General features: G+C 59.4%; 25 protein-coding genes. 9 read left to right on the top strand and 16 right to left on the bottom strand.

Going from position 1 to position 25,044, the window contains the following annotated elements:
• Positions 1 to 6: 6 nt before the first annotated feature.
• The 6 genes from ASG55_RS20935 to ASG55_RS20910 form a co-directional block, all read right to left on the bottom strand.
• Complete coding sequence (locus ASG55_RS20935; protein ID WP_016773390.1) at positions 7 to 741, bottom strand: amino acid ABC transporter ATP-binding protein; 735 nt, start codon at positions 739 to 741, stop codon at positions 7 to 9.
• Positions 738 to 1,409, bottom strand: coding sequence for an amino acid ABC transporter permease (locus ASG55_RS20930; RefSeq protein ID WP_016773391.1), 672 nt, complete (start codon positions 1,407 to 1,409; stop codon positions 738 to 740). Before ASG55_RS20930 ends, ASG55_RS20935 begins: the two co-directional genes overlap by 4 nt.
• Positions 1,409 to 2,155 (bottom strand): amino acid ABC transporter permease, encoded by a 747-nt coding sequence (locus ASG55_RS20925; protein ID WP_056790046.1) that lies wholly within the window; start codon positions 2,153 to 2,155, stop codon positions 1,409 to 1,411. Before ASG55_RS20925 ends, ASG55_RS20930 begins: the two co-directional genes overlap by 1 nt.
• 200 nt (positions 2,156 to 2,355) lie before the next feature.
• Positions 2,356 to 3,270, bottom strand: a complete 915-nt coding sequence (locus tag ASG55_RS20920; protein ID WP_056790042.1) for a glutamate/aspartate ABC transporter substrate-binding protein — start codon at positions 3,268 to 3,270, stop codon at positions 2,356 to 2,358.
• Positions 3,271 to 3,541: 271 nt separating this feature from the next.
• Complete coding sequence (locus ASG55_RS20915; RefSeq protein WP_056790039.1) at positions 3,542 to 3,952, bottom strand: hypothetical protein; 411 nt, start codon at positions 3,950 to 3,952, stop codon at positions 3,542 to 3,544.
• On the bottom strand, positions 3,949 to 5,301 hold the full coding sequence (locus tag ASG55_RS20910) for an MFS transporter (protein WP_056790036.1): 1,353 nt from the start codon (positions 5,299 to 5,301) through the stop codon (positions 3,949 to 3,951). Before ASG55_RS20910 ends, ASG55_RS20915 begins: the two co-directional genes overlap by 4 nt.
• A gap of 105 nt (positions 5,302 to 5,406) precedes the next feature.
• On the opposite strand from ASG55_RS20910, the gene ASG55_RS20905 reads away from it, so the two are divergent.
• The gene (locus tag ASG55_RS20905; RefSeq protein WP_056790359.1) at positions 5,407 to 6,294 is read left to right on the top strand and encodes a LysR family transcriptional regulator; all 888 of its coding nucleotides are present in this window, start codon (positions 5,407 to 5,409) and stop codon (positions 6,292 to 6,294) included.
• 80 nt (positions 6,295 to 6,374) lie between these two features.
• Here ASG55_RS20905 and glpD read toward each other — a convergent pair whose 3' ends face one another.
• The 4 genes from glpD to ASG55_RS20885 form a co-directional block, all read right to left on the bottom strand.
• Positions 6,375 to 7,910, bottom strand: coding sequence for a glycerol-3-phosphate dehydrogenase (gene glpD, locus ASG55_RS20900; protein WP_056790032.1), 1,536 nt, complete (start codon positions 7,908 to 7,910; stop codon positions 6,375 to 6,377).
• Positions 7,911 to 8,200: 290 nt separating this feature from the next.
• Positions 8,201 to 8,956: a DeoR/GlpR family transcriptional regulator gene (locus ASG55_RS20895; protein ID WP_007953179.1), complete on the bottom strand. Its 756-nt coding sequence runs from the start codon at positions 8,954 to 8,956 to the stop codon at positions 8,201 to 8,203.
• A 95-nt stretch (positions 8,957 to 9,051) separates the two neighbouring features.
• Complete coding sequence (glpK, locus tag ASG55_RS20890; RefSeq protein ID WP_024014162.1) at positions 9,052 to 10,554, bottom strand: glycerol kinase GlpK; 1,503 nt, start codon at positions 10,552 to 10,554, stop codon at positions 9,052 to 9,054.
• Between the two features lie 77 nt (positions 10,555 to 10,631).
• Entirely contained in the window at positions 10,632 to 11,483 is an 852-nt protein-coding gene (locus tag ASG55_RS20885) for an MIP/aquaporin family protein (protein ID WP_056790028.1), read from the bottom strand.
• A gap of 351 nt (positions 11,484 to 11,834) precedes the next feature.
• On the opposite strand from ASG55_RS20885, the gene ybaK reads away from it, so the two are divergent.
• Together ybaK and ASG55_RS20875 are read left to right on the top strand one after the other, a co-directional pair.
• Positions 11,835 to 12,305: a Cys-tRNA(Pro) deacylase gene (gene ybaK, locus ASG55_RS20880; protein WP_056790025.1), complete on the top strand. Its 471-nt coding sequence runs from the start codon at positions 11,835 to 11,837 to the stop codon at positions 12,303 to 12,305.
• A gap of 99 nt (positions 12,306 to 12,404) precedes the next feature.
• On the top strand, positions 12,405 to 13,187 hold the full coding sequence (locus ASG55_RS20875) for a PhzF family phenazine biosynthesis protein (protein WP_056790022.1): 783 nt from the start codon (positions 12,405 to 12,407) through the stop codon (positions 13,185 to 13,187).
• A gap of 120 nt (positions 13,188 to 13,307) precedes the next feature.
• On the opposite strand, the gene ASG55_RS20870 is transcribed toward ASG55_RS20875, so the two are convergent.
• Complete coding sequence (locus ASG55_RS20870) at positions 13,308 to 14,417, bottom strand: ABC transporter ATP-binding protein (protein WP_056790019.1); 1,110 nt, start codon at positions 14,415 to 14,417, stop codon at positions 13,308 to 13,310.
• Positions 14,414 to 15,334 (bottom strand): ornithine carbamoyltransferase, encoded by a 921-nt coding sequence (gene argF / locus ASG55_RS20865; RefSeq protein ID WP_024014160.1) that lies wholly within the window; start codon positions 15,332 to 15,334, stop codon positions 14,414 to 14,416. The genes ASG55_RS20870 and argF overlap by 4 nt, the downstream gene beginning before the upstream one ends.
• A 406-nt stretch (positions 15,335 to 15,740) precedes the next feature.
• Here argF and ASG55_RS20860 point away from each other — a divergent pair, with 406 nt between their 5' ends.
• The 3 genes from ASG55_RS20860 to grxD all read left to right on the top strand — a co-directional run bounded on the left by ASG55_RS20860 (position 15,741) and on the right by grxD (position 18,711).
• A complete protein-coding gene (locus ASG55_RS20860; protein WP_041479870.1) occupies positions 15,741 to 16,031 on the top strand; it encodes a hypothetical protein in 291 nt (96 codons plus the stop codon).
• A 135-nt stretch (positions 16,032 to 16,166) separates the two neighbouring features.
• Positions 16,167 to 18,272: a molybdopterin oxidoreductase family protein gene (locus tag ASG55_RS20855; RefSeq protein WP_056790016.1), complete on the top strand. Its 2,106-nt coding sequence runs from the start codon at positions 16,167 to 16,169 to the stop codon at positions 18,270 to 18,272.
• A 97-nt stretch (positions 18,273 to 18,369) separates the two neighbouring features.
• The gene (gene grxD / locus ASG55_RS20850; protein WP_016773402.1) at positions 18,370 to 18,711 is read left to right on the top strand and encodes a Grx4 family monothiol glutaredoxin; all 342 of its coding nucleotides are present in this window, start codon (positions 18,370 to 18,372) and stop codon (positions 18,709 to 18,711) included.
• A gap of 201 nt (positions 18,712 to 18,912) precedes the next feature.
• On the opposite strand, the gene bfr is transcribed toward grxD, so the two are convergent.
• Together bfr and ASG55_RS20840 are read right to left on the bottom strand one after the other, a co-directional pair.
• Positions 18,913 to 19,386 (bottom strand): bacterioferritin, encoded by a 474-nt coding sequence (gene bfr / locus ASG55_RS20845; protein ID WP_016773403.1) that lies wholly within the window; start codon positions 19,384 to 19,386, stop codon positions 18,913 to 18,915.
• A 201-nt stretch (positions 19,387 to 19,587) separates the two neighbouring features.
• On the bottom strand, positions 19,588 to 19,806 hold the full coding sequence (locus ASG55_RS20840; protein ID WP_003227725.1) for a bacterioferritin-associated ferredoxin: 219 nt from the start codon (positions 19,804 to 19,806) through the stop codon (positions 19,588 to 19,590).
• Between the two features lie 312 nt (positions 19,807 to 20,118).
• Here ASG55_RS20840 and ASG55_RS20835 point away from each other — a divergent pair, with 312 nt between their 5' ends.
• A complete protein-coding gene (locus ASG55_RS20835) occupies positions 20,119 to 20,721 on the top strand; it encodes a peroxiredoxin (protein ID WP_003227723.1) in 603 nt (200 codons plus the stop codon).
• Positions 20,722 to 20,795: 74 nt separating this feature from the next.
• Here ASG55_RS20835 and rnt read toward each other — a convergent pair whose 3' ends face one another.
• Positions 20,796 to 21,473, bottom strand: coding sequence for a ribonuclease T (rnt, locus tag ASG55_RS20830; protein WP_041479868.1), 678 nt, complete (start codon positions 21,471 to 21,473; stop codon positions 20,796 to 20,798).
• Positions 21,470 to 22,516, bottom strand: a complete 1,047-nt coding sequence (gene pyrC / locus ASG55_RS20825; protein ID WP_016773405.1) for a dihydroorotase — start codon at positions 22,514 to 22,516, stop codon at positions 21,470 to 21,472. Before pyrC ends, rnt begins: the two co-directional genes overlap by 4 nt.
• Before the next feature lie 160 nt (positions 22,517 to 22,676).
• Between pyrC and ASG55_RS20820 the strand changes: the two genes are divergently transcribed.
• Together ASG55_RS20820 and ASG55_RS20815 are read left to right on the top strand one after the other, a co-directional pair.
• Positions 22,677 to 23,591, top strand: a complete 915-nt coding sequence (locus ASG55_RS20820; protein WP_041479867.1) for a flagellar protein MotY — start codon at positions 22,677 to 22,679, stop codon at positions 23,589 to 23,591.
• A gap of 129 nt (positions 23,592 to 23,720) precedes the next feature.
• Positions 23,721 to 24,938, top strand: a complete 1,218-nt coding sequence (locus ASG55_RS20815; RefSeq protein WP_007953201.1) for an argininosuccinate synthase — start codon at positions 23,721 to 23,723, stop codon at positions 24,936 to 24,938.
• Positions 24,939 to 25,044: the final 106 nt, after the last annotated feature.

Raw genomic sequence — 25,044 nt, 5'->3', positions numbered from 1 at the left:
TTGCTTTTAGTGCTGCAGGATTTTCTCGAGGAAGTGCTGCGCGCGTTCGGAGCGGGCGCTGATGTCGCCGAAGAATTCCTCTTTCGGGCAGTCTTCGATGATCTTGCCCTGATCCATGAAGATCACCCGGTCGGCGACTTTACGGGCGAAGCCCATTTCGTGGGTCACGCACATCATGGTCATGCCTTCGTGGGCCAGTTGCACCATCACGTCGAGCACTTCGTTGACCATTTCCGGGTCGAGCGCCGAGGTCGGTTCGTCGAACAGCATGACGATCGGGTCCATCGCCAGCGCACGGGCAATCGCCACACGCTGTTGCTGACCACCGGACAGTTGCCCCGGATGCTTGTGGGCGTGCGCCGACAGGCCGACGCGCTCAAGCAACTGCAGACCTTTTTTGGTCGCCTCTTCCTTGCTGCGGCCGAGCACCTTGATCTGCGCGATGGTCAGGTTTTCGGTGATGGTCAGGTGCGGGAAAAGCTCGAAATGCTGGAACACCATGCCCACGCGCGAACGCAGTTTCGGCAGGTTGGTTTTCGGGTCGGCGATCGACGTGCCGTCAACCACGACATCACCTTTCTGGAACGGCTCCAGGGCGTTGACGCATTTGATCAGCGTCGACTTGCCGGAACCCGACGGGCCGCAGACCACGATCACTTCGCCTTTCTTGACCTCGGTGCTGCAATCAGTCAGCACCTGGAAGTCCCCATACCACTTGTTGATGTTTTTGATAGAGATCATACGGCGAACCTTTTTTGCAGACGCTTGACCAACCGCGAGGCGGCGAAGCTGATGATGAAGTACACGAGACCGGCGAAAATCAGGAACTCATTGGAGCGGCCGATGATGTCGCCGCTGGCACGCGAGGCGTTGAGGAAATCCACCAGGCCCACGGTGTAGACCAGCGAGGTGTCCTGGAACAGGATGATGCTCTGCTGCAGCAGCAGCGGGGTCATCTTGCGGAACGCCTGCGGCAGGATGATCAGGCGCATCATCTGCCCGTAGTTCATGCCCAGTGCCTGAGCAGCACCCATCTGGCCCTTGGAAATCGACTGCACACCGGCCCGGACGATTTCGCAGAAGTACGCCGCTTCGAACATCATGAACGCCACGACGCACGAGGTGAACGCGCCGATCGGCGTGTCTTCGCCGGTGATCCAGCGCAGCACGAACGGCACCGCCAGGTAGAACCAGGTGATCACCAGCAGCAGCGGAATCGAGCGGAAATAGTTGACGTAGGCGCCAGCGATGCTCGACAGCAGCTTGTTGTGCGACAAACGACACAGCGCGAGGATCGTGCCGAGAATCATCCCGCCGATCACGCCCATGGCCATCAGCTTGAGGGTCATCACCATGCCGTTCCACAAACCGGGAATGGCCGGGACGATGCCACTGAAATCGAATTCCATTATTTACCCCCCACGGAGATCAGGCCGGGCACCGCGACTTTCTTCTCGACCAGGCGCATCAGCAGCATCAGGCTCATGTTGAGGGTGAAATAGATCAGGGTCGCCAGGGTGAACGCTTCGAACAGGTTGGCCGAGAACTCGGCGGTCTGTTTGGTCTGCGCCAGCAATTCCATCAAACCGATCAAGGACGCCACGGAGGAGTTCTTGAACACGTTGAGGAATTCCGAGGTGAGCGGCGGAATGATGATCCGGTAGGCTTGGGGCAGCAGCACGTTCCAGTAGATCTGCGGCAGCTTGAAACCCATCGCGCGGGCGGCGGATTCCTGACCACGGGGCAGCGCCTGGATACCGGTGCGCACTTGCTCGCAGACACGGGCGGCGGTGAACAGACCGAGGCAGACGACAACGCTCAGGTAGGCCGAGGTGGTCGGATTGAGGTCCTGCTTGTACCACTCCTGCAGATCCGGCGGCAGCAGATCGGGTACCAGGAAGTACCAGATGAACAGCTGCACCAGCAGCGGCACGTTACGGAACAGCTCGACGTAGCAGGTCGCGATGCCCGATACGATGCGGTTCGGCACAGTGCGCATGATGCCCAGCAGCGAGCCGAGCAGCAGGGCGATGATCCACGCCACGACGGCGATGGCGATGGTCCAGCCCAGACCGGAGATGAACCAGTCGAGATAGGTCTCGCTGCCCACACCGGTGGACTTGAAGAACACGCCCCAGTCCCAGTTGTAATTCATTAGGGTCTCCCCTCGATTCGATCGATGTACAAGTGCCCGCCTGGGGAACTCCGTTCCCTCCCCAGTCTTTTTTCAAAGACCGGGCACACGCGATCGGCTCGACAGCCACCGGTTCGAGTGTTTCCAGAAAAATGCCAGCAGGGAGTGACCATCCCCTGAAAAGGCAGGCGCCTCCTCAGGGGATAAGGTTAGTCAGAAAATCAGGACTTCTTGTCGTCAGCCGCTTTGTCGGTCGGATTGGCGATCAGCGCCTTGAGCTCGTCGCTCATCGGGAAGTTCAGGTTCAGGCCTTTTGGCGGAATCGGCTGCATGAACCACTTCTCGTAGATCTTGTTGATTTCGCCCGAAGCGTAGGTGGCCTTGATCGCGTCATCCACAGCCTTTTTGAACGGCTCGTCGCCTTTGCGCATCATGCAGCCGTAGATTTCGTACGACTGTGGCGTGCCGGTCACTTCCCAATCGGCGGCTTTCTTGGCCTTGGCGGCTTCGCCGGCCAGCAGTGCGTCATCCATCATGAAGGCAACGGCACGGCCCGATTCCAGCATCTGGAAGGACTCGCCGTGGTCTTTGGCGGAGATGACGTTCATGCCCATCTGCTTGTCGGCGTTCATCGCCTTGAGGATGCGCTCGGAGGTAGTGCCGGCGGTGGTTACGACGTTCTTGCCTTTCAGATCGTCGAAATCCTTGTACTTGGAGTCTTTCTTGGACAGCAGGCGGGTACCGATTTCAAAGATGCCGACGGAGAAGTCGACCTGCTGCTGACGCTCGACGTTGTTGGTGGTCGAACCGCACTCGACGTCCACGGTGCCGTTCTGCACCAGCGGGATACGGGTCTGCGAGGTGACGAGGTTGTATTTGACTTGCAGGTTCGGCAGGTCGAGGTCTTTCTTGATCGCTTCGACGATCTTCAGCTGGATATCGTGCGAGTAGCCGACCGGCTTGCCGGACGCATCAGCGATATAGGAGAACGGAATGGAGGCGTCACGGTGGCCCAGGGTGATGACACCGGACTCTTTGATCTTCTTCAGGGTGCCGGTGAGTTCGGCGGCGAAAACTGGCGTGCTGATCAGAGCGGCAGCAATGGCTGCGCCCAGGATATGGGGAACGATGCGCATCAAATTTTCCTCGACATTGTTTTTTTTATGGAGCCAGTTTGTCGGCCCTTTTTGTGCTTCGAATGCCTGACGGCTCCTGAAGTGCTGGCACAGCAGGCATTCGTCGAGAGAGTGTAGAGCATGACTCGTGCCAGAGCAGTCGAACTCAGTTAAGCGGTTGTTTTATAACGTTATTAAAGTTTTATGGCGGTAATTTTATGAACGCATGATCCGGTTAACCGAATCGACTGTGGAGTCGCGTTCGGAAAACCGAATATCTTGTGGCCTGGTCTCAGACTTGCCGGCTCAGTGGCGTTTCATGCAAATACACCCACTTCACCCCTTCAGGTTGTCCGCTCAGGATCGCCACTGCGACCCGCGAGTGTTGAGCGCCGTCCAAGCGTTGGGTTTCGACGTAGCTCACAGCCAGCATGTCGTCCTCCTGCCACACCGTGTGCAAATCGCTGATCTCGATATCGAGTCCCGCCTTGGCGCCTACGGCTCCTTTGAACAGTTGTTCTACTTCGACGCGGGTCAATGCGTCCCCCGAAATACCAACCATGCTGAAATCCTCAGCAAATGCCTGCATCAACGGCTCGATGCTCGCGGCGCCAGCGCCGTCGGCATCAGTGAATACCCGAAGGATCAGCTCGTGGACGTGGTGGATACTGTGTTCGGCTTGTTCGATCAGATCGTATGTCATGGGCGTTCCTTTGCGCAGGGCAGTTGATTCATCTGCAGCAACGGCAGCAGCCCGACCAGCGCGGCAATCGCGAAGGTCGCTTGATAGGCCGGCGTGGTGCCGAGCGGCGGGAGCAGCACGTTGAAGATCATCAGAAACAGTGCGGCGCCGAGGCTGAAAGACATCTGCCGATTGATGTTCCAGATGACACTGGCCTTGTGCGTATCGCCGCCGGTGAAGTCCATCAGTGAGGTAGTTTGCGCGGTATTGGCACCGATGCCACCGCCAATGCCCATCAGGCTGTAGGCGATCATGATGAGCCAAAGATCAGTTGGCTCATTGACCAGCACCAGGGTGGCGATGCCGGCGCTGTGCAACAGCATGCCGAGGGTGAACAGGCGTCTGGCGCCGATCCGGTTGTAGACGCGACCGCAAAGGATCATTGCGATGAACGCACCGATGGCATAGAGGATCATGAACATTCCGGTCAGCCGGGCGCTGAAGTGCAGGGTGTTCTGCAAAAAGAAAATACTCATCAGGTTGACACCGGTGAACACCCCCGGAATTGCGTAATAGATGAAGATCGAGGTGCTGAGTTTTCTGCTCCTGAGCAGGCTCAAGTCGATGATCGCGTTACTGCAGCGGCGGTAATGCAGCAGATACAGCGCGATGAATGTCAGGCCCGCGATGACAAAACCCAGCGCTGCCAGCGGTGGGTAATCGCCGCCGTACAGCGACATACCCATCAGCAAACTGGCGAGCACCGCGCTGACCAGCAACAGGCCTTTGATGTCCGGACGCTGAAGCTCGGCGGGTTTGCCTTCCCTGATCCACCACCACGACAGCCCGGCGGCAAGCAGCGAAAACGGGAGGGTGCTGTAGAACACCCAGCGCCAGGAGCTGATGTCGACAATGAGGCCGCCCACGGTGGGTGACATCGCCGGGGCAATCAGGGCAACGGCCATGATCAGCGTGGATATTTTCGCGCGTTGCTCGCCATGAAAAAGATTGAACGTAAGCGCCTGTCCGACCGGGATCAACAAGCCACCGCCGATGCCCTGAACGAAGCGCCAGATCACCAGTTCATGGAAGCTGTCGGCCTGGCCGCACAGCCACACCGAGCCACTGAATACCAGCATTGAAGCGGTGAGGATTTCACGACTGCCAAAACGCGCGGCCAGCCAGGTGCTCAGCGCAATGATCAACGTCAGTCCGAGAATGTACGCGTTGGCGACCCACGCCACCGAAGCGCTGCTGACCTGCAAGGTAGCTGACAGACTGGGCAGCGCCACCGCCGACATGAAGATGTTGATGCAATCGATAAAGAAGCCGAGCAGGAAAATCGACGCGACTTTATAGCGGTAACTCATGGTGTTTCCCCTTTGTCGTCGAGCATAGGGGCGATAGACTCCGATCGTCGATGCAATGGAGCTGAACACAATGTTTGAAGGGATTGAACCGTGACTCAGGGCGCTCTGCACACGCACTTGAACCGGGTGCAGACGTTTCTGGCGATTGCCGAACTGGGTTCTTTTACCAAGGCTGCCAGCCATCTGAATCTCAGCCGGGCCATGGTCAGTCTGCACATCAAGGCCCTGGAGGCAGCGTTGTCGACCAGCCTGTTGCTGCGCAACAGTCGTGCCGTGACCCTGACCGAGGCTGGGCAAAGCTTTTACAACGAATTCAAAACCATCGTTGCCGATATCGACACAGCGTTTGACAGGGTATTGCACCGCACAAACCGCGTTTCGGGAACGCTGCGGATCAGTTCCACCAGTGAATACGGCGAGCGATTCATCCTGCCGCTGATTCCGCTGTTCGCCGAGCGTTATCCCGACATCCGCCTGTGCTACGACTTCAACTCCTCGCTCAATGATCTGCTTGCCGACCGGCTCGATCTGGTGGTTCGCCTGGGCAACCTGGCGGACTCGGCTTTCAAGAGCCGGAAACTGGCCGACTATGAAATTGTGCTGGTGGCTACTGAAGGGTTTCTGCTCCGCTACCCGGTAAAAACACCGCAGGATCTCAATGCCGTGCCGTGGATTGCCAACAGCAATCTGTTAGCGCCGACGCAGTGGGTTTTACGCGATGGTGTGGGGGAAGCAGTCGAAATCAATGGTAGCCGTCATTTCCAGTCGAATTCATCGACTGCGATTCGTTCGATGACCTTGTCGTCGCTGGGCGTGTCGGTGCTGCCGGCGTGGATGGTTGAAGACGATAGGGACCGTGGGCATCTGGTACGTGTGCTGCCGGAATACTCGCTGCCCTCACAGCCGATCAGCCTGGTGTTTGCGGACACGCCGCACCTGCCGCCCAAGTCGCGGGTGTTTATCGATTTTCTTTTGGCACATTTAGGCTCGTGAGGGAGTGGAGCCGGGCCTTGCGGGCTTAGCAAAAAGCCCCTGAACCTCTCGATTCAGGGGCTTTCGTTTGAGCGGTGAGATCAAGCCGCCTCGATCTTCCGGCTCTGCTCAACCTTGCCCAGATACGTCGACAGCGTCTGCTGTTCCTCCGGTGTGGTGAACAAGCCTAGCTTGGTGCGGCGCCACAGGATGTCGTGCGCCGTAGTGGCCCACTCTTCGCTGCACAGGTAATCGACTTCGCGGGTGTAGAGCCCGCCGCCGATGTGCTCACCCATGTCGGCCAGGCTTTCCACGCCTTCAAGCATGCGCCAGGTGCGGCTGCCGTAGGTGACGGCCCAGCGCCGGGCGATTTCGGTCGGGACGAAATCGAACTTGTCGCGAATCCGCGCGCTCAGGGCCTCTGGCGTGGTCATGTCTTCGCCGCCGGGCAGGGTGGCGGTCGCGGTCCAGCTCGGGCGCATCTGGGTGAAGAACGGCATCAACTGCGCCATCGCCGACTCGGCGAGCTTGCGGTAAGTGGTCAGCTTGCCGCCGAACACCGACAGCAGCGGCGCTTCCTCGGCGTTGCCCGACAGCGCCAGGGTGTAATCGCGAGTGACCGCAGACGGGTTGTCGGATTCGTCGTTGCACAGCGGCCGAACGCCCGAGTAGCTGTGCAGGATGTCTTCGCGGCTGAGCTGCTTCTTGAAGTGGGCGTTGACCACTTTCAGCACGTAATCGGTTTCGCCTTCGGTGATCGCTACTTTCGCCGGGTCGCCGGTGTATTCGCGGTCGGTAGTGCCGATCAGAGTGAAGTGGTTCAGGTACGGAATAGTGAAAACGATGCGCTGATCTTCGTTTTGCAGAATATGCGCATGTTCGCCTTCGTACAGTTTCGGCACGATGATGTGGCTGCCCTGGATCAGACGGATGCCATACGGCGATTCCATCTTCAGGTCGTCACGGATGAACTTGGCCACCCATGGGCCGGCGGCGTTGACCAGTGCTTTGGCGGTGATCGAAAACAAACTGCCGTCGGCGCGCTCCAGATGCAGATGCCACAAACCTTTGGTGCGGCGGGCACTGACACAGCGGGTCTGGGTATGCACATGCGCGCCTTTTTCACGGGCGGCCATGGCGTTCAGGACCACGAGGCGGGCGTCATCGACCCAGCAATCGGAGTATTCGAAGCCTTTCTTGATTTCGCTTTTCAGCGCGCTGTCGGCGCCGAATTTCAGGCTTTTCGAACCTGGCAGCTTTTCGCGTTTGCCAAGGTTGTCGTAGAGGAACAGGCCGGCACGAATCATCCACGCCGGACGCAGGTGCGGGCGGTGTGGCAGTACGAAACGCATCGGTTTGACGATATGCGGCGCCTTGGCCAGCAACACTTCACGCTCGGCGAGCGCTTCACGCACCAGACGGAATTCGTAATGTTCCAGATAGCGCAGGCCACCGTGGATCAGCTTGCTGCTGGCCGACGAGGTGTGGCTGGCCAAGTCGTCTTTTTCGCAAAGGAACACCGAAAGACCGCGACCGGCGGCATCCGCTGCGATCCCAACGCCGTTGATCCCGCCGCCAATCACGGCAACGTCATAGATCTCGGAGAGAGGGGGAGTACGCAAGGTAGAGGTGGACATCGGCTGGCCTCGGTTCTTTTGATTTTGTATTGGAAATCGAACATAAATGTTCATTTGCGAAAATGGTAGCCCATAAACACGCGCGCAGCCAGTCGAGTTCGATTGAAAAAACTCATCGAAGGGCGATTAAAAGAAAATTTTCGAACATGAACGCGCGCAGGGGCGCAGAAGATGTGTTGTTTGATCGATTGTTTTCGCGAGCAGGCTCGCTCCCACATTTTGCAATGCATTCCAAGAGTGGGAGCGAGCCTGCTCGCGAAGGCGTCGGTTCGGTCAGCGAGGGAGAGGAATCAGACGACTTCCAGACGAATCTTGTGCTGACTCAGCAATTGCGCCAGCGCCGGTACCGGCTGCTGATCGGTGACAAGGCAATCGATCAGGCTGATCGGCCCCAGTCGAATCATCGCATTACGCCCGAACTTGCTCGAATCCGCTGCCAGAATCACCTGTCGCGCGTTGGCGATGATCGCCTGGCTGACCCGGACTTCCTGATAATCGAAGTCGAGCAGGCTGCCGTCCTCATCGATCCCGCTGATGCCGACCAAGGCGAAATCGACCTTGAACTGATTGATGAAGTCCACGCTCGCCTGACCGACCACACCGCCGTCGCGGCGCACGTTGCCGCCGGTCAGCAGTACATCGAAATCATCCTTGGCGCTGAGCATCGAGGCGACGTGCAGGTTGTTGGTGATGATTTTCAGGTGGCTGTGATTGAGCAGGGCGCGGGCGATCGATTCGGTGGTGGTACCGATATTGATGAACAGCGAGGCGTGATCGGGGATTTGTGCGGCGATGGCTTCGCCGATGCGTTGTTTTTCGTCGCGCATCTGATCGGCTCGCATCGCATACGCGGTGTTTTCGACACTGGAATCGTACGCGGCGCCACCGTGGTAGCGACGCAGCAGATTGGCTTCCGCGAGCTGATTGATGTCGCGGCGGATGGTTTGCGGGGTGACAACGAACAGCGTCGCCATCTCCTCGATGCTCACATAGCCGCGTTCGCGGACCAGCTCGAGGATTTGCTGCTGACGGGGAGGCAGATTCATGGGGCTTCCTTTGGGCTGCCGTGCAAAATTTGCCCATGATGCCGCAGGAATCCGCTCCCGACCAGTTAGATACCTATGTGTAACTCAAGGCTGGCTTATTCAGCGTCCTCACGCGCCCAGTCACGGGTGCGGCTGACGGCTTTTTTCCAGCCTTTGTAGAGTTTCTCTTTCTCGGTTTCGTCCAGGCTCGGTTCGAACTCGCGCTCGATCACTGCCTTGCCGCGCAGTTCTTCCAGGCTGCCCCAGAAACCGCAGGCCAGACCGGCCAGATAAGCCGCGCCGAGTGCGGTGGTTTCGCGCATTTGCGGGCGTTCGACCTGGGTGCCGAGGATGTCGGCCTGGAACTGCATGAGGAAGTTGTTCGCCACCGCGCCGCCGTCCACGCGCAGGGCTTTGAGGCGTTCGCCGGAATCCTGTTGCATGGCGTCGAGTACGTCGCGGGTCTGGTAGGCGATCGATTCCAGCGCGGCGCGGATGATGTGATCCACGCGTACGCCGCGCGTCAGGCCAAACAGTGCGCCACGGGCATACGGGTCCCAGTACGGTGCGCCAAGGCCGGTAAACGCCGGCACCAGATACACGCCATTGCTGTCCTTGACCTTGTTGGCGAAGTATTCGGTGTCGTGGGCGTCGTTGACGATTTTCAGTTCATCACGCAGCCATTGCACGGTCGAGCCGCCGTTGAACACGGCGCCTTCCAGAGCATAAGCCACTTCGCCGCGCGGGCCGCAGGCGATGGTGGTGAGCATGCCGTGCTGGGATTTCACTGCTTTGTCGCCGGTGTTCATCAGCAGGAAGCAACCGGTGCCGTAAGTGTTTTTCGCTTGGCCCGGCTCCACGCACATCTGGCCGAACAACGCCGCTTGCTGGTCGCCGGCGATACCGCCGATGGCGATGCCGCTCTTGGTGCGACCGTAGATTTCCGAGGAGGCTTTGACTTCCGGGAGCATCTCGCGCGGGATGTCTAGGATCTCCAGCATCTTCGAGTCCCACTCCAGCGAGTGAATGTTGAAGAGCATGGTGCGCGAGGCGTTGGTGTAGTCGGTGACGTGCACCTTGCCGCCGGTGAATTTCCAGATCAGCCAGCTATCGACGGTGCCGAACAGCAGTTCGCCGTTGCGCGCACGCTCGCGGCTGCCTTCGACGTTGTCGAGGATCCACTTCAGTTTGGTGCCGGAGAAGTACGGGTCGGTGACCAGGCCGGTGGTGTCGCGGATGTAGTCTTCGTGACCATCGCGCTTGAGCTGCTGGCAGATCTCGGTGCTGCGGCGGCACTGCCAGACGATCGCGTTATACACGGGACGGCCAGTGGTCTTGTCCCAGACCACGGTGGTTTCACGCTGGTTGGTGATACCGATCGCGGCGACCTGGTCATGATGCAGGCCGGCCTGGGCCAGCGCTTCAACCATCACCGCGCTCTGGGTGGCGAAAATTTCCATCGGGTCATGCTCGACCCAACCGGCCTGCGGATAGTGCTGAACGAATTCGCGCTGCGCGGTGCAGACCACGTTCGCGTCGCGGTCGAAGATGATCGCGCGCGAGCTGGTCGTACCCTGATCAAGGGCAATGATGTAGTTCTTGTTCTGAATGTCGGTCATGTCGATTGCCTTGGACGAAAAAAACGAGAGTGGGCCGTGGCGCCGGCTCGGATGGGCAGGAGCCGGCGCCGACTGTTTCAAGATGTTCTTGGTTTGCCGTCAATGGCCGGTTCTGCATCCTTTGTAGCAGGTGTGGCGCCGGTCAGGTGACGGGCAATCAGCCCGCGATACCCGGCAGCGCCGAGGCAGGCACCGACAATCGGTGCAAAAATCGGAATCAGGAAGTACGGAATATCACGACCACCGGTGAAGGAAATTTCACCCCAACCGGTAAAGAAAGTCATCAGTTTCGGACCGAAGTCACGCGCAGGGTTCATCGCGAAACCGGTCAGCGGGCCCATCGCACTGCCGATCACGGCGATCAGCAAACCGATCAGCAGCGGCGCCATCGGGCCGCGTGGCAGGCCGTTGTTGTCATCGGTCAGGGCCATGATCACGCCCATCAGGATCGCGGTGATGATCATCTCGACCAGAAAGGCCTGGGCCGTCGACAGCACCGGGTTCGGGTAGGTGGAGAACACCGACGCCAATTCCAGGCTGGCGGCCGAGCCACGAATCATCTGGTGGGTTTGTTCGTAATCGAAGAACAGATTGCTGTAGAGCGTGTAGACCAGCAATGCGCCGCAGAAGGCGCCGGTAATCTGCGAAAGGATGTAGAACGGCAGTTTGCGCTTTTCGAAGTCAGCGAAGATTGCCAGAGCGATGCTCACGGCCGGATTCAGATGCGCGCCGGAAACCCCGGCGGTGAGGTAGATCGCCATGCTCACGCCGACGCCCCAGATGATGCTGATCTCCCACAGGCCGAAGCTGGCGCCCGCGACTTTGAGCGCGGCGACACAACCGGTGCCGAAGAAGATCAGAAGGGCGGTGCCCAGGAATTCGGCCATGCATTGGCCGGAAAGCGATGGTTGCGGTAAAGCAGCTGTCATTGAAAACCTCGGTTCTTTTTCTTGTGTGGCGCCTTGCCAACGGAGCAGGGCGCGATCTTCACCGGGTCGGAATCCCCATTCGGTTCCCGGGTTACTGCTGGGTACTGCGCGAAGCATGATTCTTACATTATTCAGATTCGAAAAAATATAGACAAGAAACAAACCTGTCAAAGGTCGAAAGTGAACTGTCGGTCACAATAAAACTATTCGCCATGTGAATGATCAGCGCGGCGATCAGCTTGAATGCGGCGTGAAGCCACGGGATTCGCGGCTTGGAATAGAGCCTTTTGCCCAACGATGACCTAGAATCTGCCGCAGGTTTTTTCAAAGATTGCCGAACCCGGAGCTGCCATGACCCCAGCGTTGGACTTGTTGAAAAAAGTTCGTGCCGAACATCGCGTGCACAGTTACGAACATGATCCGAAAGCCGCGTCCTATGGGCTGGAGGCGGCGGAGAAGCTCGGGCTCGAACCGGCGCAAGTGTTCAAAACCTTGCTGGCCGCCAGTGAAAAAGGCGAACTGCTGGTGGCTGTGGTGCCGGTCGTCGGAACGCTCGACCTCAAAGGGCTGGCCCATGCCGCTGGAGTGAAGAAAGCCGAAATGGCTGATCCCGCTGCAGCGCAACGCTCCACCGGCTACCTGTTGGGCGGCATCAGCCCGCTCGGGCAGAAGAAACGCCTGCGCACCTTCATCGACAATTCCGCTCAGGGGTTCGCGACTATCTATGTGAGTGCCGGGCGGCGAGGACTGGAAGTGGAATTGGCACCGGCGGTGCTGGCCGAGTACACCCAGGCGCAGTTCGCCGATATCGGCCGGGCGTAAAATGCGCGCCGGCTGTATGAAGAAAAAATTGCGCTTCTGTCACTGGCACTGATCCGGGCCGCCGTTGCATGCTCGGTCGACCAATTCAGGGAGAAAATCATGCAGCTTGCGTTTCATCAGGTCGACGCGTTCAGTGATCGGCCGTTCAGTGGCAATCCGGCGATGGTCTATCGGCTCGACAGCTGGCTGGCCGATGATTTGATGCAGAAGATCGCCGCCGAACACAACCTGGCGGAGACTGCGTTTCTGGTGCGCGAAGCGCAAGCCTGGCATATCCGCTGGTTCACCCCGACCACCGAAGTGCCGCTGTGCGGGCATGCGACCCTGGCCAGCGCGTTTGTACTGTTCGAAATCTATAAGGAAAGTGCCGAACGCATCGACTTCATCTGCAAGTCCGGGCCGTTGAGTGTCAGCCGCGAAGGCGACCGCTTGTGGCTGGATTTCCCGACCATCGTGCCTTCGGAAATCGGCGTGACGCTGGATGTCGAGCGGGCGCTGGGTGTCGAGGCTGTTGATGTGCTCGGCTCCAACGAACTGTTCGTGGTGCTGGAATCGGAGCAGGCCGTGCTCGACTGCAAACCGGACATGGCGGCGCTGGCGAAACTGCCATGGCTGGGTGCAATCGTCACCGCGCGTGGCAACCAGCATGATTTCGTCTCGCGCTATTTCGCCCCGGCGATCGGTATCAATGAAGATCCGGTGACCGGTTCGACGCATTGCAGCCTGATTCCGTACTGGTCCAAGCGTCTGGGCAAAACGAATCTGACCGCGTGCCAGCGCTCGGCGCGGGGCGGCGAGTTGTTTTGTCGGCTGGAAGGTGAGCGGGTGAAGATTGGCGGCAATGCGACGCTTGTGGCCAGCGGTACCCTGTTTTTAGGCTGAGGCAATACCAACTGTGGGAGCGAGCCTGCTCGCGAAAGCGCTCTTTCAGTCAACATCTTCGGCGACTGAAACACCGCATTCGCGAGCAGGCTCGCTCCCACAATTTTTATCCAGTGCGGATCAAAGGCTGGTGCTGAACCGACGGACGCCGTTTTCCACCGCCGGAATCTGCGCCGCCGTGCTGCCGGATGCCTGGAACAGCACCAGGTGATCCGCCGCTACGCGAATCCCGACCTGCGCCCCAACCAGATGATCGGCATGGCTGGGGAAGATCGATTCCAGCTGCGCGCCGGTCGGCAGTTGCAGGCGATACAAGGTCGCCGCGCCGAGGAATGTCTTGCCGACAATCTGCGCCTTCAACGCGCTGTCCGGTCCATAAACAATGTCATCCGGACGCAACAGCACATCCACCGCACCGCCAATCGGCCAAGTGTAAGCACGGTTGCCGCGCAGTTCACCCAGCTCGGTCTGCACCGATTCCGGGGTGACGAGCTGGCCGCGAATGAAATAGCCCTGACCGATGAAACTGGCGACATACGGCGTCGCCGGTTCGTGGTAGAGGTTGTAGGGCGTATCCCACTGTTCCAGCCGACCTTCCTTGAATACGCCAACGTGATCGCTGACGGCAAAGGCTTCTTCCTGATCGTGGGTGACCAGAATCGCGCTGGTACCACGGGCCTTGAGGATGTCGCGCACCTCATGGCTGAGCTTGCGGCGCAGTTCGCCATCGAGATTGGAGAACGGCTCGTCGAGCAGCAGCAACTGCGGCTCCGGCGCCAGGGCGCGGGCGAGGGCGACGCGCTGTTGCTGACCGCCGGACAATTCGTGGGGGAAGCGCTTGCCGAGGTTTTTCAGGTTGACCAGTTCCAGCAGCTCTTCGACCACGCGCGCCTTGTTCGGGTGCTTGCGAATGCCGAAAGCGATGTTGTCGGCCACGCTCAGGTGCGGGAACAGCGCGTAGTCCTGAAACACCATGCCGATCCGGCGTTTCTCCGGTGCCAGGGTGAAACCGGCGCTGGAGAGGGTTTCGCCACCGAGGGTGATTTCGCCTTCATGCACCGGTTCGAAACCGGCGATTGCGCGCAGGGTGGTGGTCTTGCCGCAGCCGGACGAGCCGAGCAGGCAGCCGATGTCGCCGGCGTTGAGGTGCAGATTGAGGTTCTGCACCACGCGTTGATCTTGGTAGCCGCAAGCGAGGTTGCGCAGGTTCAGCAGTAATTCATGGCTCATGCGTGGTGATATGCCGGTTCGACGAGGAACTCGAGCAGGGCCTTCTGTGCGTGGAGACGGTTTTCTGCCTGATCCCAGGCGACGGAGCGCGGGTCATCGAGCAGGTCGAGACTGATTTCTTCGCCACGGTGCGCCGGCAGGCAGTGCATGAACAGCACGTCCTCGGCAGCGAGGTCGAGCAAGGCACGGTTGACCTGAAACGGCGCGAACAGCTTGAGGCGCTTGGCAGTTTCCTCTTCCTGACCCATCGAAGTCCAGACGTCGGTGCTGACCAGATGCGCGCCACGCACGGCGTCTTGCGGATCGCGGACGATGGTCACGCGATCACCAGCCTGGGCGACGAATTCCGGGTTCGGCTCGTAGCCTTCCGGGCAGGCAACGCGCAACTGGAAGTCGAACTGGATCGCCGCTTCTATATAGCTGTTGCACATGTTGTTGCCGTCACCGATCCAGGCCACAGTCTTGCCCTGGATCGAGCCACGGTGCTCAAGGAAGGTCTGCATGTCGGCGAGCAACTGGCACGGGTGCAGATCATCGGACAGGCCGTTGATCACCGGCACCCGCGAGTTGGCGGCGAATTCGGTGAGGGTGCTGTGGGCGAAGGTGCGGATCATCACCGCATCGAGCATGCTCGACATGACGATGGCGCAGTCGCTGATCGGCTCGCCACGGCCCAGTTGGGTATCGCGCGGGGACAGGAAGATTGCCTGGCCGCCGAGCTGGATCATGCCGGCCTCGAAGGAGATCCGGGTACGGGTCGAGGATTTTTCGAAGATCATCCCCAGCACGCGGTTTTTCAGAGGCTCGAACAGTACGCCGCGGTTACGCAGGTCCTTGAGCTCAACGCCTCGACGGATCACGCTGACCAGCTCTTCGGGCGTGCAATCCATCAGGGAGAGAAAGTGCCTTGCGCTCATCATTGACTACCTTTTTGCTACAGACCGCAGATGCTCAAAGCCTTGTTTAACGGAACAACGGGCGAGACCTGCGGCGTAAGCCGCACGGGGCGACGAAATAGGGGAAGGCGCGATATTGACACTAAATGTCGCGTTTTTCCAATAGGGTACTTTTGTCTGCGGGATTCGGAGCGCGGACCGAGCATTTCGATCACGCATGTTGAAGCCGGATTCAGTACAGCGGTGAGCCTCTTTGTACACTGGCGCCGCCGCGCTTGGCAATGCGCCGCGACGGCAACGCAGCGGTCCCGGTCGGTTTGCGAACGCTGCGCCACCGATTCGCTTGGTCGGATGTTCAGACTGAAACATTTGCTAAAGCAAAGTGCTGGGTTATAAATAAGTTTCGAGCGACGCAGGAAGCCTCCGCATGGAATCGAAAGAACAACTGTTAATGGAACTGCTGGGCCACACGGCTCGCTCTCTGACCCATCTCACCGCGTCAGTCACCTCGATGTCTTTCGAGTTGCTGCGCAGTGACGACGAAGTGGTCAAATCCGCCGGCCGACACATGATCGATCGCATGGCCACCATCAGCGCCGGGCTCGATGAGCACTGGCGGTTGATCGGCGAGCTCACCGGCGTCCACGTCGCCCACGAGCAGATCGAAACCATCCAGGAAATCCAGCTGGCCGCACCGCCGCAGTTGCCTTCGAACTGATCGCGACGGTTTATCGGCTGCCCTGATAACCGTCGATTCACGAGACGAACGTCGCTGGCGCCTGTTCCGCGCACGGGCCATAGTTTTGTTCCCGCGGGCGTGATTGCCTGCTCCCGAACAAGACAGGGACTGGCCATGACCAAGACTCTTCACCACCGTGCATGCCACCTGTGCGAAGCCATTTGCGGCCTGACCATCGAAACCACGGAAACCGATGGCAACGTCGCGATCACCTCGATCAAGGGTGATGCCCTCGACACCTTCAGCCGCGGCCATATCTGCCCGAAAGCCGTGGCCCTGCAAGATATTCAGAACGATCCCGATCGCCTGCGTCAGCCGATGCGCCGCGTCGGCAGCGAATGGCTGCCGATCAAGTGGGACGAGGCGTTTGCCTTGGTGGCCGAGAAACTCGCGGCGATTCAGGAACGTCACGGCCAGAACGCCGTTGCGGTGTATCAGGGCAATCCGAGCGTGCACAACTACGGCCTGATGACCCACAGCAATTACTTCCTGGGGTTGCTGAAAACCCGCAATCGCTATTCGGCAACGTCGGTCGATCAACTGCCGCACCACCTCAGCAGCTATCTGATGTACGGCCACGGCTTGCTGTTGCCGATTCCGGACATCGATCACACCGATTTCATGCTGATCCTCGGCGGTAATCCGCTGGCGTCCAACGGCAGCATCATGACCGTGCCGGACGTCGAGAAGCGCCTGAAGGCGATTCAGGCGCGCGGTGGCAAAGTGGTGGTAGTCGATCCGCGCCGCAGCGAAACCGCAGCGATGGCCGATCAGCACGTGTTCGTCCGCCCGGGCGGCGATGCGGCGTTGCTGTTCGGCATGCTCAATACGCTGTTCAGCGAAGGCCTGACCCGCGACAGCCATTTGCCGGTCGATGGCCTCGACGAAGTGCGAAACGCCGTGGCTGAATTCAGCGCCGAAGCGATGAGCCCGCTCTGCGCGGTGCCTGCCGAACAGATTCGCCAACTGGCGCGCGACTTCGCTGCCGCACCGAGTGCCGTCTGCTATGGGCGCATGGGCGTCTCGACCCAGGCCTTCGGCACTCTCTGTCATTGGGTGGTGCAGTTGATCAATCTGGTCACCGGCAATCTCGACCGCGTTGGCGGTGCACTGTGCACCGAACCCGCTGTGGATCTGGTGGCGTCGACCTCGGGCGGGCATTTCAACAAATGGCAGAGCCGGGTTTCCGGTCGTCCGGAATACGGCGGCGAGTTGCCGGTCTCGGCACTGGCCGAAGAGATGCTCACGGAGGGCGAGGGGCAGATCCGCGCGCTGATCACCGTGGCCGGCAACCCGGTGTTGTCGACACCCAACGGCCGGCAGTTGGAGCAGGCGCTGGACGGCCTCGACTTCATGCTCAGCATCGACCTGTACATCAACGAAACCACGCGCTATGCCGATCTGATCCTGCCGTCGACCTCGGCGCTGGAAAACGACCACTACGACACCACTTTCAACCTGTTCGCGGTGCGTAACGTGACCCGCTTCAATCGCGCCATCCTCGGCAAGCCCGAGGGGGCTTTGCATGATTGGGAGATCTTCGTCGGGCTGGCCAAGGCCTTCGCCGAGAAAACCGGTAAAGAACTGAAACCGACGATGCCGCCGGCGAAGATGATCGACATGGGCCTGCGCATGGGCCGCTACGGCGATGCGTCCGAGCACAAGTTGTCGCTGGCGACGCTGTTCGATCATCCGCACGGCATTGATCTTGGGGCGCTGAAGCCGAATCTGGCGTCACGTCTGAAAACGCCGAATCAGCGTATCCAGGCCGCACCGCCGGAAATTCTCGCCGACCTCGCACGCTTTGCCGCGTTGCAGGCGCCGGCAGCCGATGAATTGTTGATGATCGGTCGCCGCCATGTACGCAGCAATAATTCGTGGATGCATAATTTCCATCGACTGGTGAAGGGTAAGCCACGGCATCAGTTGCTGATGCACCCGGATGACCTGGCCAGCCGTGGTCTGGCCGACGGGCAGCGGGTTCGGGTGAGTTCGCGGGTCGGGCAGATCGAGGTGGAAGTGCTCGCCAGTCTCGACATGATGAAAGGCGTGGTCAGCCTGCCCCACGGTTGGGGCCACGCGCGCCCGGGCGTGCAGATGGCGATTGCCAGCGGCCAGCCGGGGTCGAGCGCCAACGACCTGACCGACGAGTGCCAGCTTGACGAACTGTCGGGCAACGCGGCGTTGAACGGTGTGCCGGTGACAGTGGCGGCGGCTTGAGCGGGTCTGTCGGGGAGACCGAGCATGGCGCTCGGGATTCCGTTACAATGCGCCACCGTGCCGACCTCTGAGTCGGAAAGTTCAGCCGAGGTGCTCCATGGATATCATCGAAACGATTAAAGAGCAGATTGCCAACAACACCATTCTGCTTTACATGAAAGGCTCGCCGAATGCCCCGCAGTGCGGCTTCTCCGCAAAAGCTGCGCAAGCCGTGATGGCCTGTGGTGAAAAGTTCGCGTACGTGGACATCCTGCAGAACCCGGAAATCCGCGCCAACCTGCCAAAGTACGCCAACTGGCCGACTTTCCCGCAACTGTGGGTCGGCGGTGAGCTGGTCGGCGGCAGCGACATCATGACCGAGATGGCTGCAGACGGTTCGCTGCAAAGCACCATCAAGGCGGCTGTCGAAGCGGCAGCGGCGAACAAGTCCGAAGCCTGATTCTACGTTCATAGAGTTTCGCTCGACGACGCGTCTCCCGTAGGAGCTGTCGAGTGAAACGAGGCTGCGATCTTTTGATCTTCGGCCAACAAAAAGCCCCGCACCTCGAAAGAGGGCGGGGCTTTTTGTTGGTTATATGAGTTGACTGAGTATCAAGGCTGAAATCGATAAAGATCGCCGCCTCGTTTCACTCGACAGCTCCTACTCTTCGCCCATCTGCGACTGCAGATAGTTTTCCAGGCCGATCTTGTCGATCAGGCCGAGCTGGGTTTCCAGCCAGTCGATGTGTTCTTCTTCCGACTCGAGAATGTCTTCGAGCAGTTCACGGCTGCCGAAGTCGCCAACGGTTTCGCAATGGGCGATGGCGGCTTTCAGGTCAGCGTGGCCGGTCTTTTCGATGCGCAGGTCGCATTCGAGCATTTCGCGGGTGTGTTCGCCGATGTGCAGCTTGCCCAGGTCCTGCACATTTGGCAGGCCTTCAAGGAACAGGATGCGCTTGATCAGCTTGTCCGCGTGTTTCATCTCGTCGATGGATTCGTGATATTCGTGCTTGCCGAGCTTGTTCAGACCCCAATCTTCATACATGCGCGCATGCAGGAAGTACTGATTGATCGCGACCAGCTCATTGGCAAGGATCTTGTTGAGATGCTGGATGACTGTAATGTCGCCTTTCATGATCGGAGTCCTGCCCTGTATTAACTGTATATAAGGCGGAGTTTGAGCTTGGTGTTTATAAGTGTCAAACCTAAGTTATTGAATAATAAATGAAAATTAATCGGAATAAGAATGTTTGTGTTCCGCGTCTGGACGCTAAGCAATTGATTTTCAGGCATAAAAAAACCGGACGCGAAGTCCGGTTCTTTGAAATGGGGGCATTTACGCAGCAGTAAATTCTACAGGGTAAGGGATCGCGGCCTGGGCGGTTTGCAGCTTGGTCAGGGTTTCGCGCACCACTTCCTTGGCAAGGCAGGCGCATTTGCCGCACTGGCTGGCGACGCCGGTGGCCTGGCGAACTTCTTTGTAGCTGCAGCAACCTTCATAGATCGCTTCGCGGATCTGTCCGTCGGTGACGCCAGTGCAGAGGCAAACATACATAAGTAAGAACCGTCGCTGGTTGTGACTCAATTGCGATGGATCTTAATGTTAACGAGAATGATTGTCAAAGTGCTTTCGGAACGCTTCCCAGCCAATTTCCCAGCGACTGACGAACGGTATTTTCTAAATGCGCGTCTGACCCCATGAATACGCAGTGGATAACCGAACAGGGAAAATCCGTTACGGACAGGCCAAACACGCAGTGTATGATGGTCGTCCCTTGCGAAGAGGGTTCGTGTCACAGGGCTGTCGCCTGAGGGTGACAGGCTGGCCCGGACCCTGAACTTCAAGTTTCTACACCAGGAGATATCAATGAGCGTACTCGTAGGCAAACAAGCCCCAGACTTCACCGTCCCGGCCGTACTCGGCAATGGCGAGATCGTTGACAGCTTCACCCTGTCCTCGGCCATCAAAGGCAAATACGGCCTGGTGTTCTTCTACCCGCTGGACTTCACCTTCGTCTGCCCGTCCGAGCTGATCGCTCTGGACAACCGCATGGCTGACTTCAAGGCGCGCAACGTTGAAGTGATCGCTGTGTCGATCGACTCGCACTTCACCCACAACGCCTGGCGCAACACTCCAGTGAACAATGGCGGCATCGGCCAGGTGAAATACACCATGGCTGCCGACATGAAGCACGACATCGCCAAGGCTTACGACGTTGAATCCGAAGGCGGCGTGGCTTTCCGTGGCGCGTTCCTGATCGACGACAAAGGCGTGGTTCGCTCGCAGATCATCAACGACCTGCCGCTGGGCCGTAACATGGAAGAGCTGATCCGTCTGGTCGACGCGCTGCAATTCCACGAAGAGCACGGCGAAGTCTGCCCGGCCAACTGGAAGAAAGGCGACAAAGGCATGAACGCTTCGCCAGAAGGCGTTGCGGCTTACCTGACCGAAAACGCTGCTGCCCTGTAAGGCGCAACGTCGAGGTACAAAAAAACCGGCCCATGTGGCCGGTTTTTTTATGCGCGGGATTTGTTCGCCGAGGATCAGTCGTCGAAGTCTTCCCAGCCGCCCATCTGTTTCCAGCGATTGACGATGCCGCAGAACAGCTCAGCGGTCTTTTCGGTGTCGTAGCGCGCCGAGTGCGCCTCACGACCGTCGAAATCGATGCCGGCGGCCTGACAGGCTTTCGCCAGCACGGTCTGACCGTACGCCAGACCCGCCAGGGTCGCGGTGTCGAAACTGGAGAACGGGTGGAACGGGTTGCGCTTCATGTCCAGGCGCGCAACTGCTGCGTTGAGAAAGCCCAGATCGAAGCTGCTGTTGTGCCCGACCAGAATCGCCCGCTTGCAGCCGTTGGCTTTCAGGGCCTTGCGGATGCCACGGAAAATATCGGTCAGCGCGGTTTCTTCACTGACGGCCATGCGCAGCGGGTGATCGAGCTTGATCCCGGTGAACTCCAGCGCTGCCGCTTCAACGTTCGCACCTTCGAATGGCTCGACGCGGAAGAAGTAGGTGTGATCCGGGTAGACGAAACCCTTTTCATCCATGGCGATGGTGGTCGCGGCAATCTCCAGCAGGGCATCGGTGGCTGCGTTGAAGCCACCGGTTTCTACGTCGACGACAACCGGCAGGTAGCCGCGAAAACGCGCTGCCATCGGGTGACGGGAGCCGCCGCCACCACTTTGACCGTCCAGCTCATCGTCGAAATGCTCTTCACTCACGCGTGTTCCTCCAGCAGGCGCCAGCGCAGTTTTTCACCGGCGCGCAGCGGGATAACGGTCAGCTCGCCAAATGGCAGGCTGGTTGGGGCAGTCCATTCTTCGCGAACCAGGGTGATGCGATCGGTGTTTGCCGGCAGGCCGTAGAAACGCGGGCCGTTGAGGCTGGCGAAGGCTTCGAGCTTGTCCAGCGCATTACGCTGTTCAAACGCTTCGGCATACATCTCGATGGCGGCGTAGGCGGTGTAGCAACCGGCGCAACCGCAGGCGGCTTCCTTGGCGTGCTGGGCGTGGGGCGCCGAGTCGGTGCCGAGGAAGAACTTGGCGCTGCCGCTGGTGGCGGCATCGAGCAAGGCTTCCTGATGGGTGTTGCGCTTGAGGATCGGCAAGCAATAGAAATGTGGCCGAATCCCGCCCACCAGCATGTGGTTACGGTTGTACAACAGGTGGTGCGCGGTGATGGTCGCGCCGACGTTGGCCGAAGCCTCGTTGACGAATTGCACGGCGTCACCGGTGGTGATGTGCTCGAACACCACTTTCAGCGTCGGGAAGCGCTCGACCACGCGGCGCATGTGCTCATCGATGAAGATTTTTTCGCGGTCGAACACATCGACGTCGCCACGGGTGACTTCACCGTGGATCAACAGCGGCATGCCGACTTCGGCCATGGCTTCGAGCGCCGGGAAGATCTTGTCGATGCTGGTCACGCCGGAATCGGAATTGGTGGTCGCGCCGGCCGGGTAAAGCTTGGCGGCGTAGACGAAACCGCTGGCCTTGGCCTGACGAATTTCTTCCGGTTGGGTGCGGTCGGTGAGGTACAGCACCATCAACGGCTCGAACTGACTGCCGGCCGGGCGGGCAGCGAGAATGCGCTGACGATAGCCGTCGGCTTCAGCGGCGTTGCGCACCGGCGGTACCAGGTTCGGCATGATGATCGCGCGCCCGAAGGTGCGGGCCACATCGGCAACGGTATTGGTCAACACGGCACCATCGCGAAGATGAATGTGCCAGTCGTCGGGACGCAGCAGGGTCAGGCGGTCGGACATGAGGGGATTCCAGGCGGGTCAAACTGAGGCGAATGCTACCGGAAAAGACTCTTGCAGGCACCCGCTATCAAGTTTTGCCACAAGCGTCCGATATCCCGAAGGTATGCCGTAAACATTGTGTGAATCGGTGTTTGTGTTTCACAAGCCAATGGAGCCTCCCGTGCGCCAGCGTTATTTAGCCCTGCTCAGTGTGTTTGCCAGCCTTCCCGCGATGGCGCTGACTTACCAGACCCGTCTGGAGAACATTGAGTGGACGGTCGCCGGCGACCAGTTCGAATGCCGCCTGACGCAACCGATCACTGATTTCGGCTCGGGCGAGTTCGTGCGCAAGGCCGGTGAGCAGGCGATCTTTCGCCTGAATGCCTACAACGCCATGCTTGGTGGCGGCTCGGCGACGTTGCTCGCTGCCGCTGCACCGTGGCAGCCGGGGCGCGGCGATATCAATCTGGGCTCGGTACGGCTGGGCAGTGGCAATGTGTTGTTCAACAGCTCGCAATCCCAGGCCGGTGGGCTGATCAGCGGTCTGCTGGACGGCCGTAGCCCGGTAGTTCGCCGTGCGTCTGGCGATGGCCGGGTGTCGGAAGTGCGTTTGTTGCCGGTGAAATTCAGCAAGGCGTTCAACGACTATCAAGGCTGCGTGGCGAAATTGCTGCCGCAGAATTTCGACCAGATCAAGCAGTCGCAGATCGGCTTCCCCGGCGAAGGCGTTGAGCTGGACCCGGCTGCCAAGGCCAAGCTGCAAGTGATGCTCGAATACATGAAGGCCGACCCGACGGTGAACCACATTGACCTCGACGGCCATTCCGACAACAGCGGCAATCGCCTGACCAACCGCGAATTGTCGCGCCGCCGCGCGCTGGCGGTAGTCGATTTCTTCAAGGCCAACGGCATTCAGGAATCGCAGATCACCGTGCGTTTCCACGGCGAGCAGTATCCGATCGTGCCGAACACCAGCAAAGCCAATCGTGCGAAGAATCGCCGGGTCAATGTGAAACTGTCACGTGTGGCACCGACCACAGCCCCTGCGCCAGCGCCGCAAGCGAGTACGCCAGCCACCGCCGCAGCGACTTCCTGACTCGCCGGTCATCGTCGCGCTCTCGACAGATTCTGTCGCTTTGTCGTCTTAAGCTGTCGCGCCTCTGTAAATTATCGCGTTTGAGCGGTAGACTCCCCGGCTTTCCGTAGAACCCCGTGGAGTGATGGCATGGCGGACGTAAACAAGGTCGTTCTGGCGTATTCCGGCGGCCTGGACACTTCGGTGATCCTCAAGTGGCTGCAGGATACTTATAACTGTGAAGTGGTGACTTTCACCGCCGATCTCGGTCAAGGCGAAGAGGTCGAGCCGGCCCGCGCCAAGGCTCAGGCCATGGGCGTCAAAGAAATCTACATCGACGATCTGCGCGAAGAGTTCGTGCGTGATTTCGTGTTCCCGATGTTCCGCGCCAACACCGTTTACGAAGGCGAGTACCTGCTGGGTACTTCCATCGCCCGTCCGCTGATCGCCAAGCGCCTGATCGAAATCGCCAACGAAACCGGCGCCGACGCCATTTCCCATGGCGCCACCGGCAAGGGCAACGACCAGGTGCGCTTCGAACTGGGCGCCTACGCGCTCAAGCCAGGCGTGAAAGTCATCGCCCCTTGGCGCGAGTGGGACCTGCTGTCGCGCGAGAAGCTGATGGACTACGCCGAGAAGCACGCGATCCCGATCGAACGCCACGGCAAGAAAAAATCTCCGTACTCGATGGACGCCAACCTGCTGCACATCTCCTATGAAGGCGGCGTGCTGGAAGACACCTGGACCGAGCACGAAGAAGACATGTGGCGCTGGACCGTCTCCCCGGAGAAGGCTCCCGACACCCCGCAATACCTGGAACTGACTTACCGCAACGGCGACATCGTCGCGCTGGACGGCGTCGAAATGACCCCGGCCACCGTACTGGCGACGCTGAACAAGATCGGCGGCGAGCACGGCATCGGTCGTCTCGACATCGTCGAAAACCGTTACGTCGGCATGAAGTCCCGTGGCTGCTACGAGACCCCGGGTGGCACCATCATGCTGCGCGCTCACCGCGCCATCGAATCGATCACTCTGGACCGCGAAGTCGCTCACCTCAAAGACGAGCTGATGCCCAAGTACGCCAGCCTGATCTACACCGGCTACTGGTGGAGCCCTGAGCGTCTGATGCTGCAACAGATGATCGACGCTTCGCAGGTCAACGTGAACGGCGTAGTGCGCCTGAAGCTGTACAAGGGCAACGTCATCGTCACCGGCCGCAAGTCCGACGATTCGCTGTTCGACGCCAACATCGCCACCTTCGAAGAAGATGGCGGCGCTTACAACCAAGCCGATGCGGCGGGCTTCATCAAGCTCAACGCGCTGCGCATGCGCATTGCTGCCAACAAGGGCCGCAAGTTGTTCTGAGTGGCTCAGACCGACGCGCAATAAAAAAGGCGGCCTGTTCAGGGCCGCCTTTTTTTCATCTTTTTTTTCTGGTTCATCAGGCTCCCTCGTGTATCTGCGCGCAGTC

Origin of the sequence: Pseudomonas sp. Leaf434 (assembly GCF_001425545.1) — a bacterium.
Taxonomy (GTDB): Bacteria; Pseudomonadota; Gammaproteobacteria; order Pseudomonadales; family Pseudomonadaceae; genus Aquipseudomonas; species Aquipseudomonas siliginis.
Note: the sequence above shows the minus strand (reverse complement) of the source record. Positions and strands in the feature narration are given on the sequence as shown.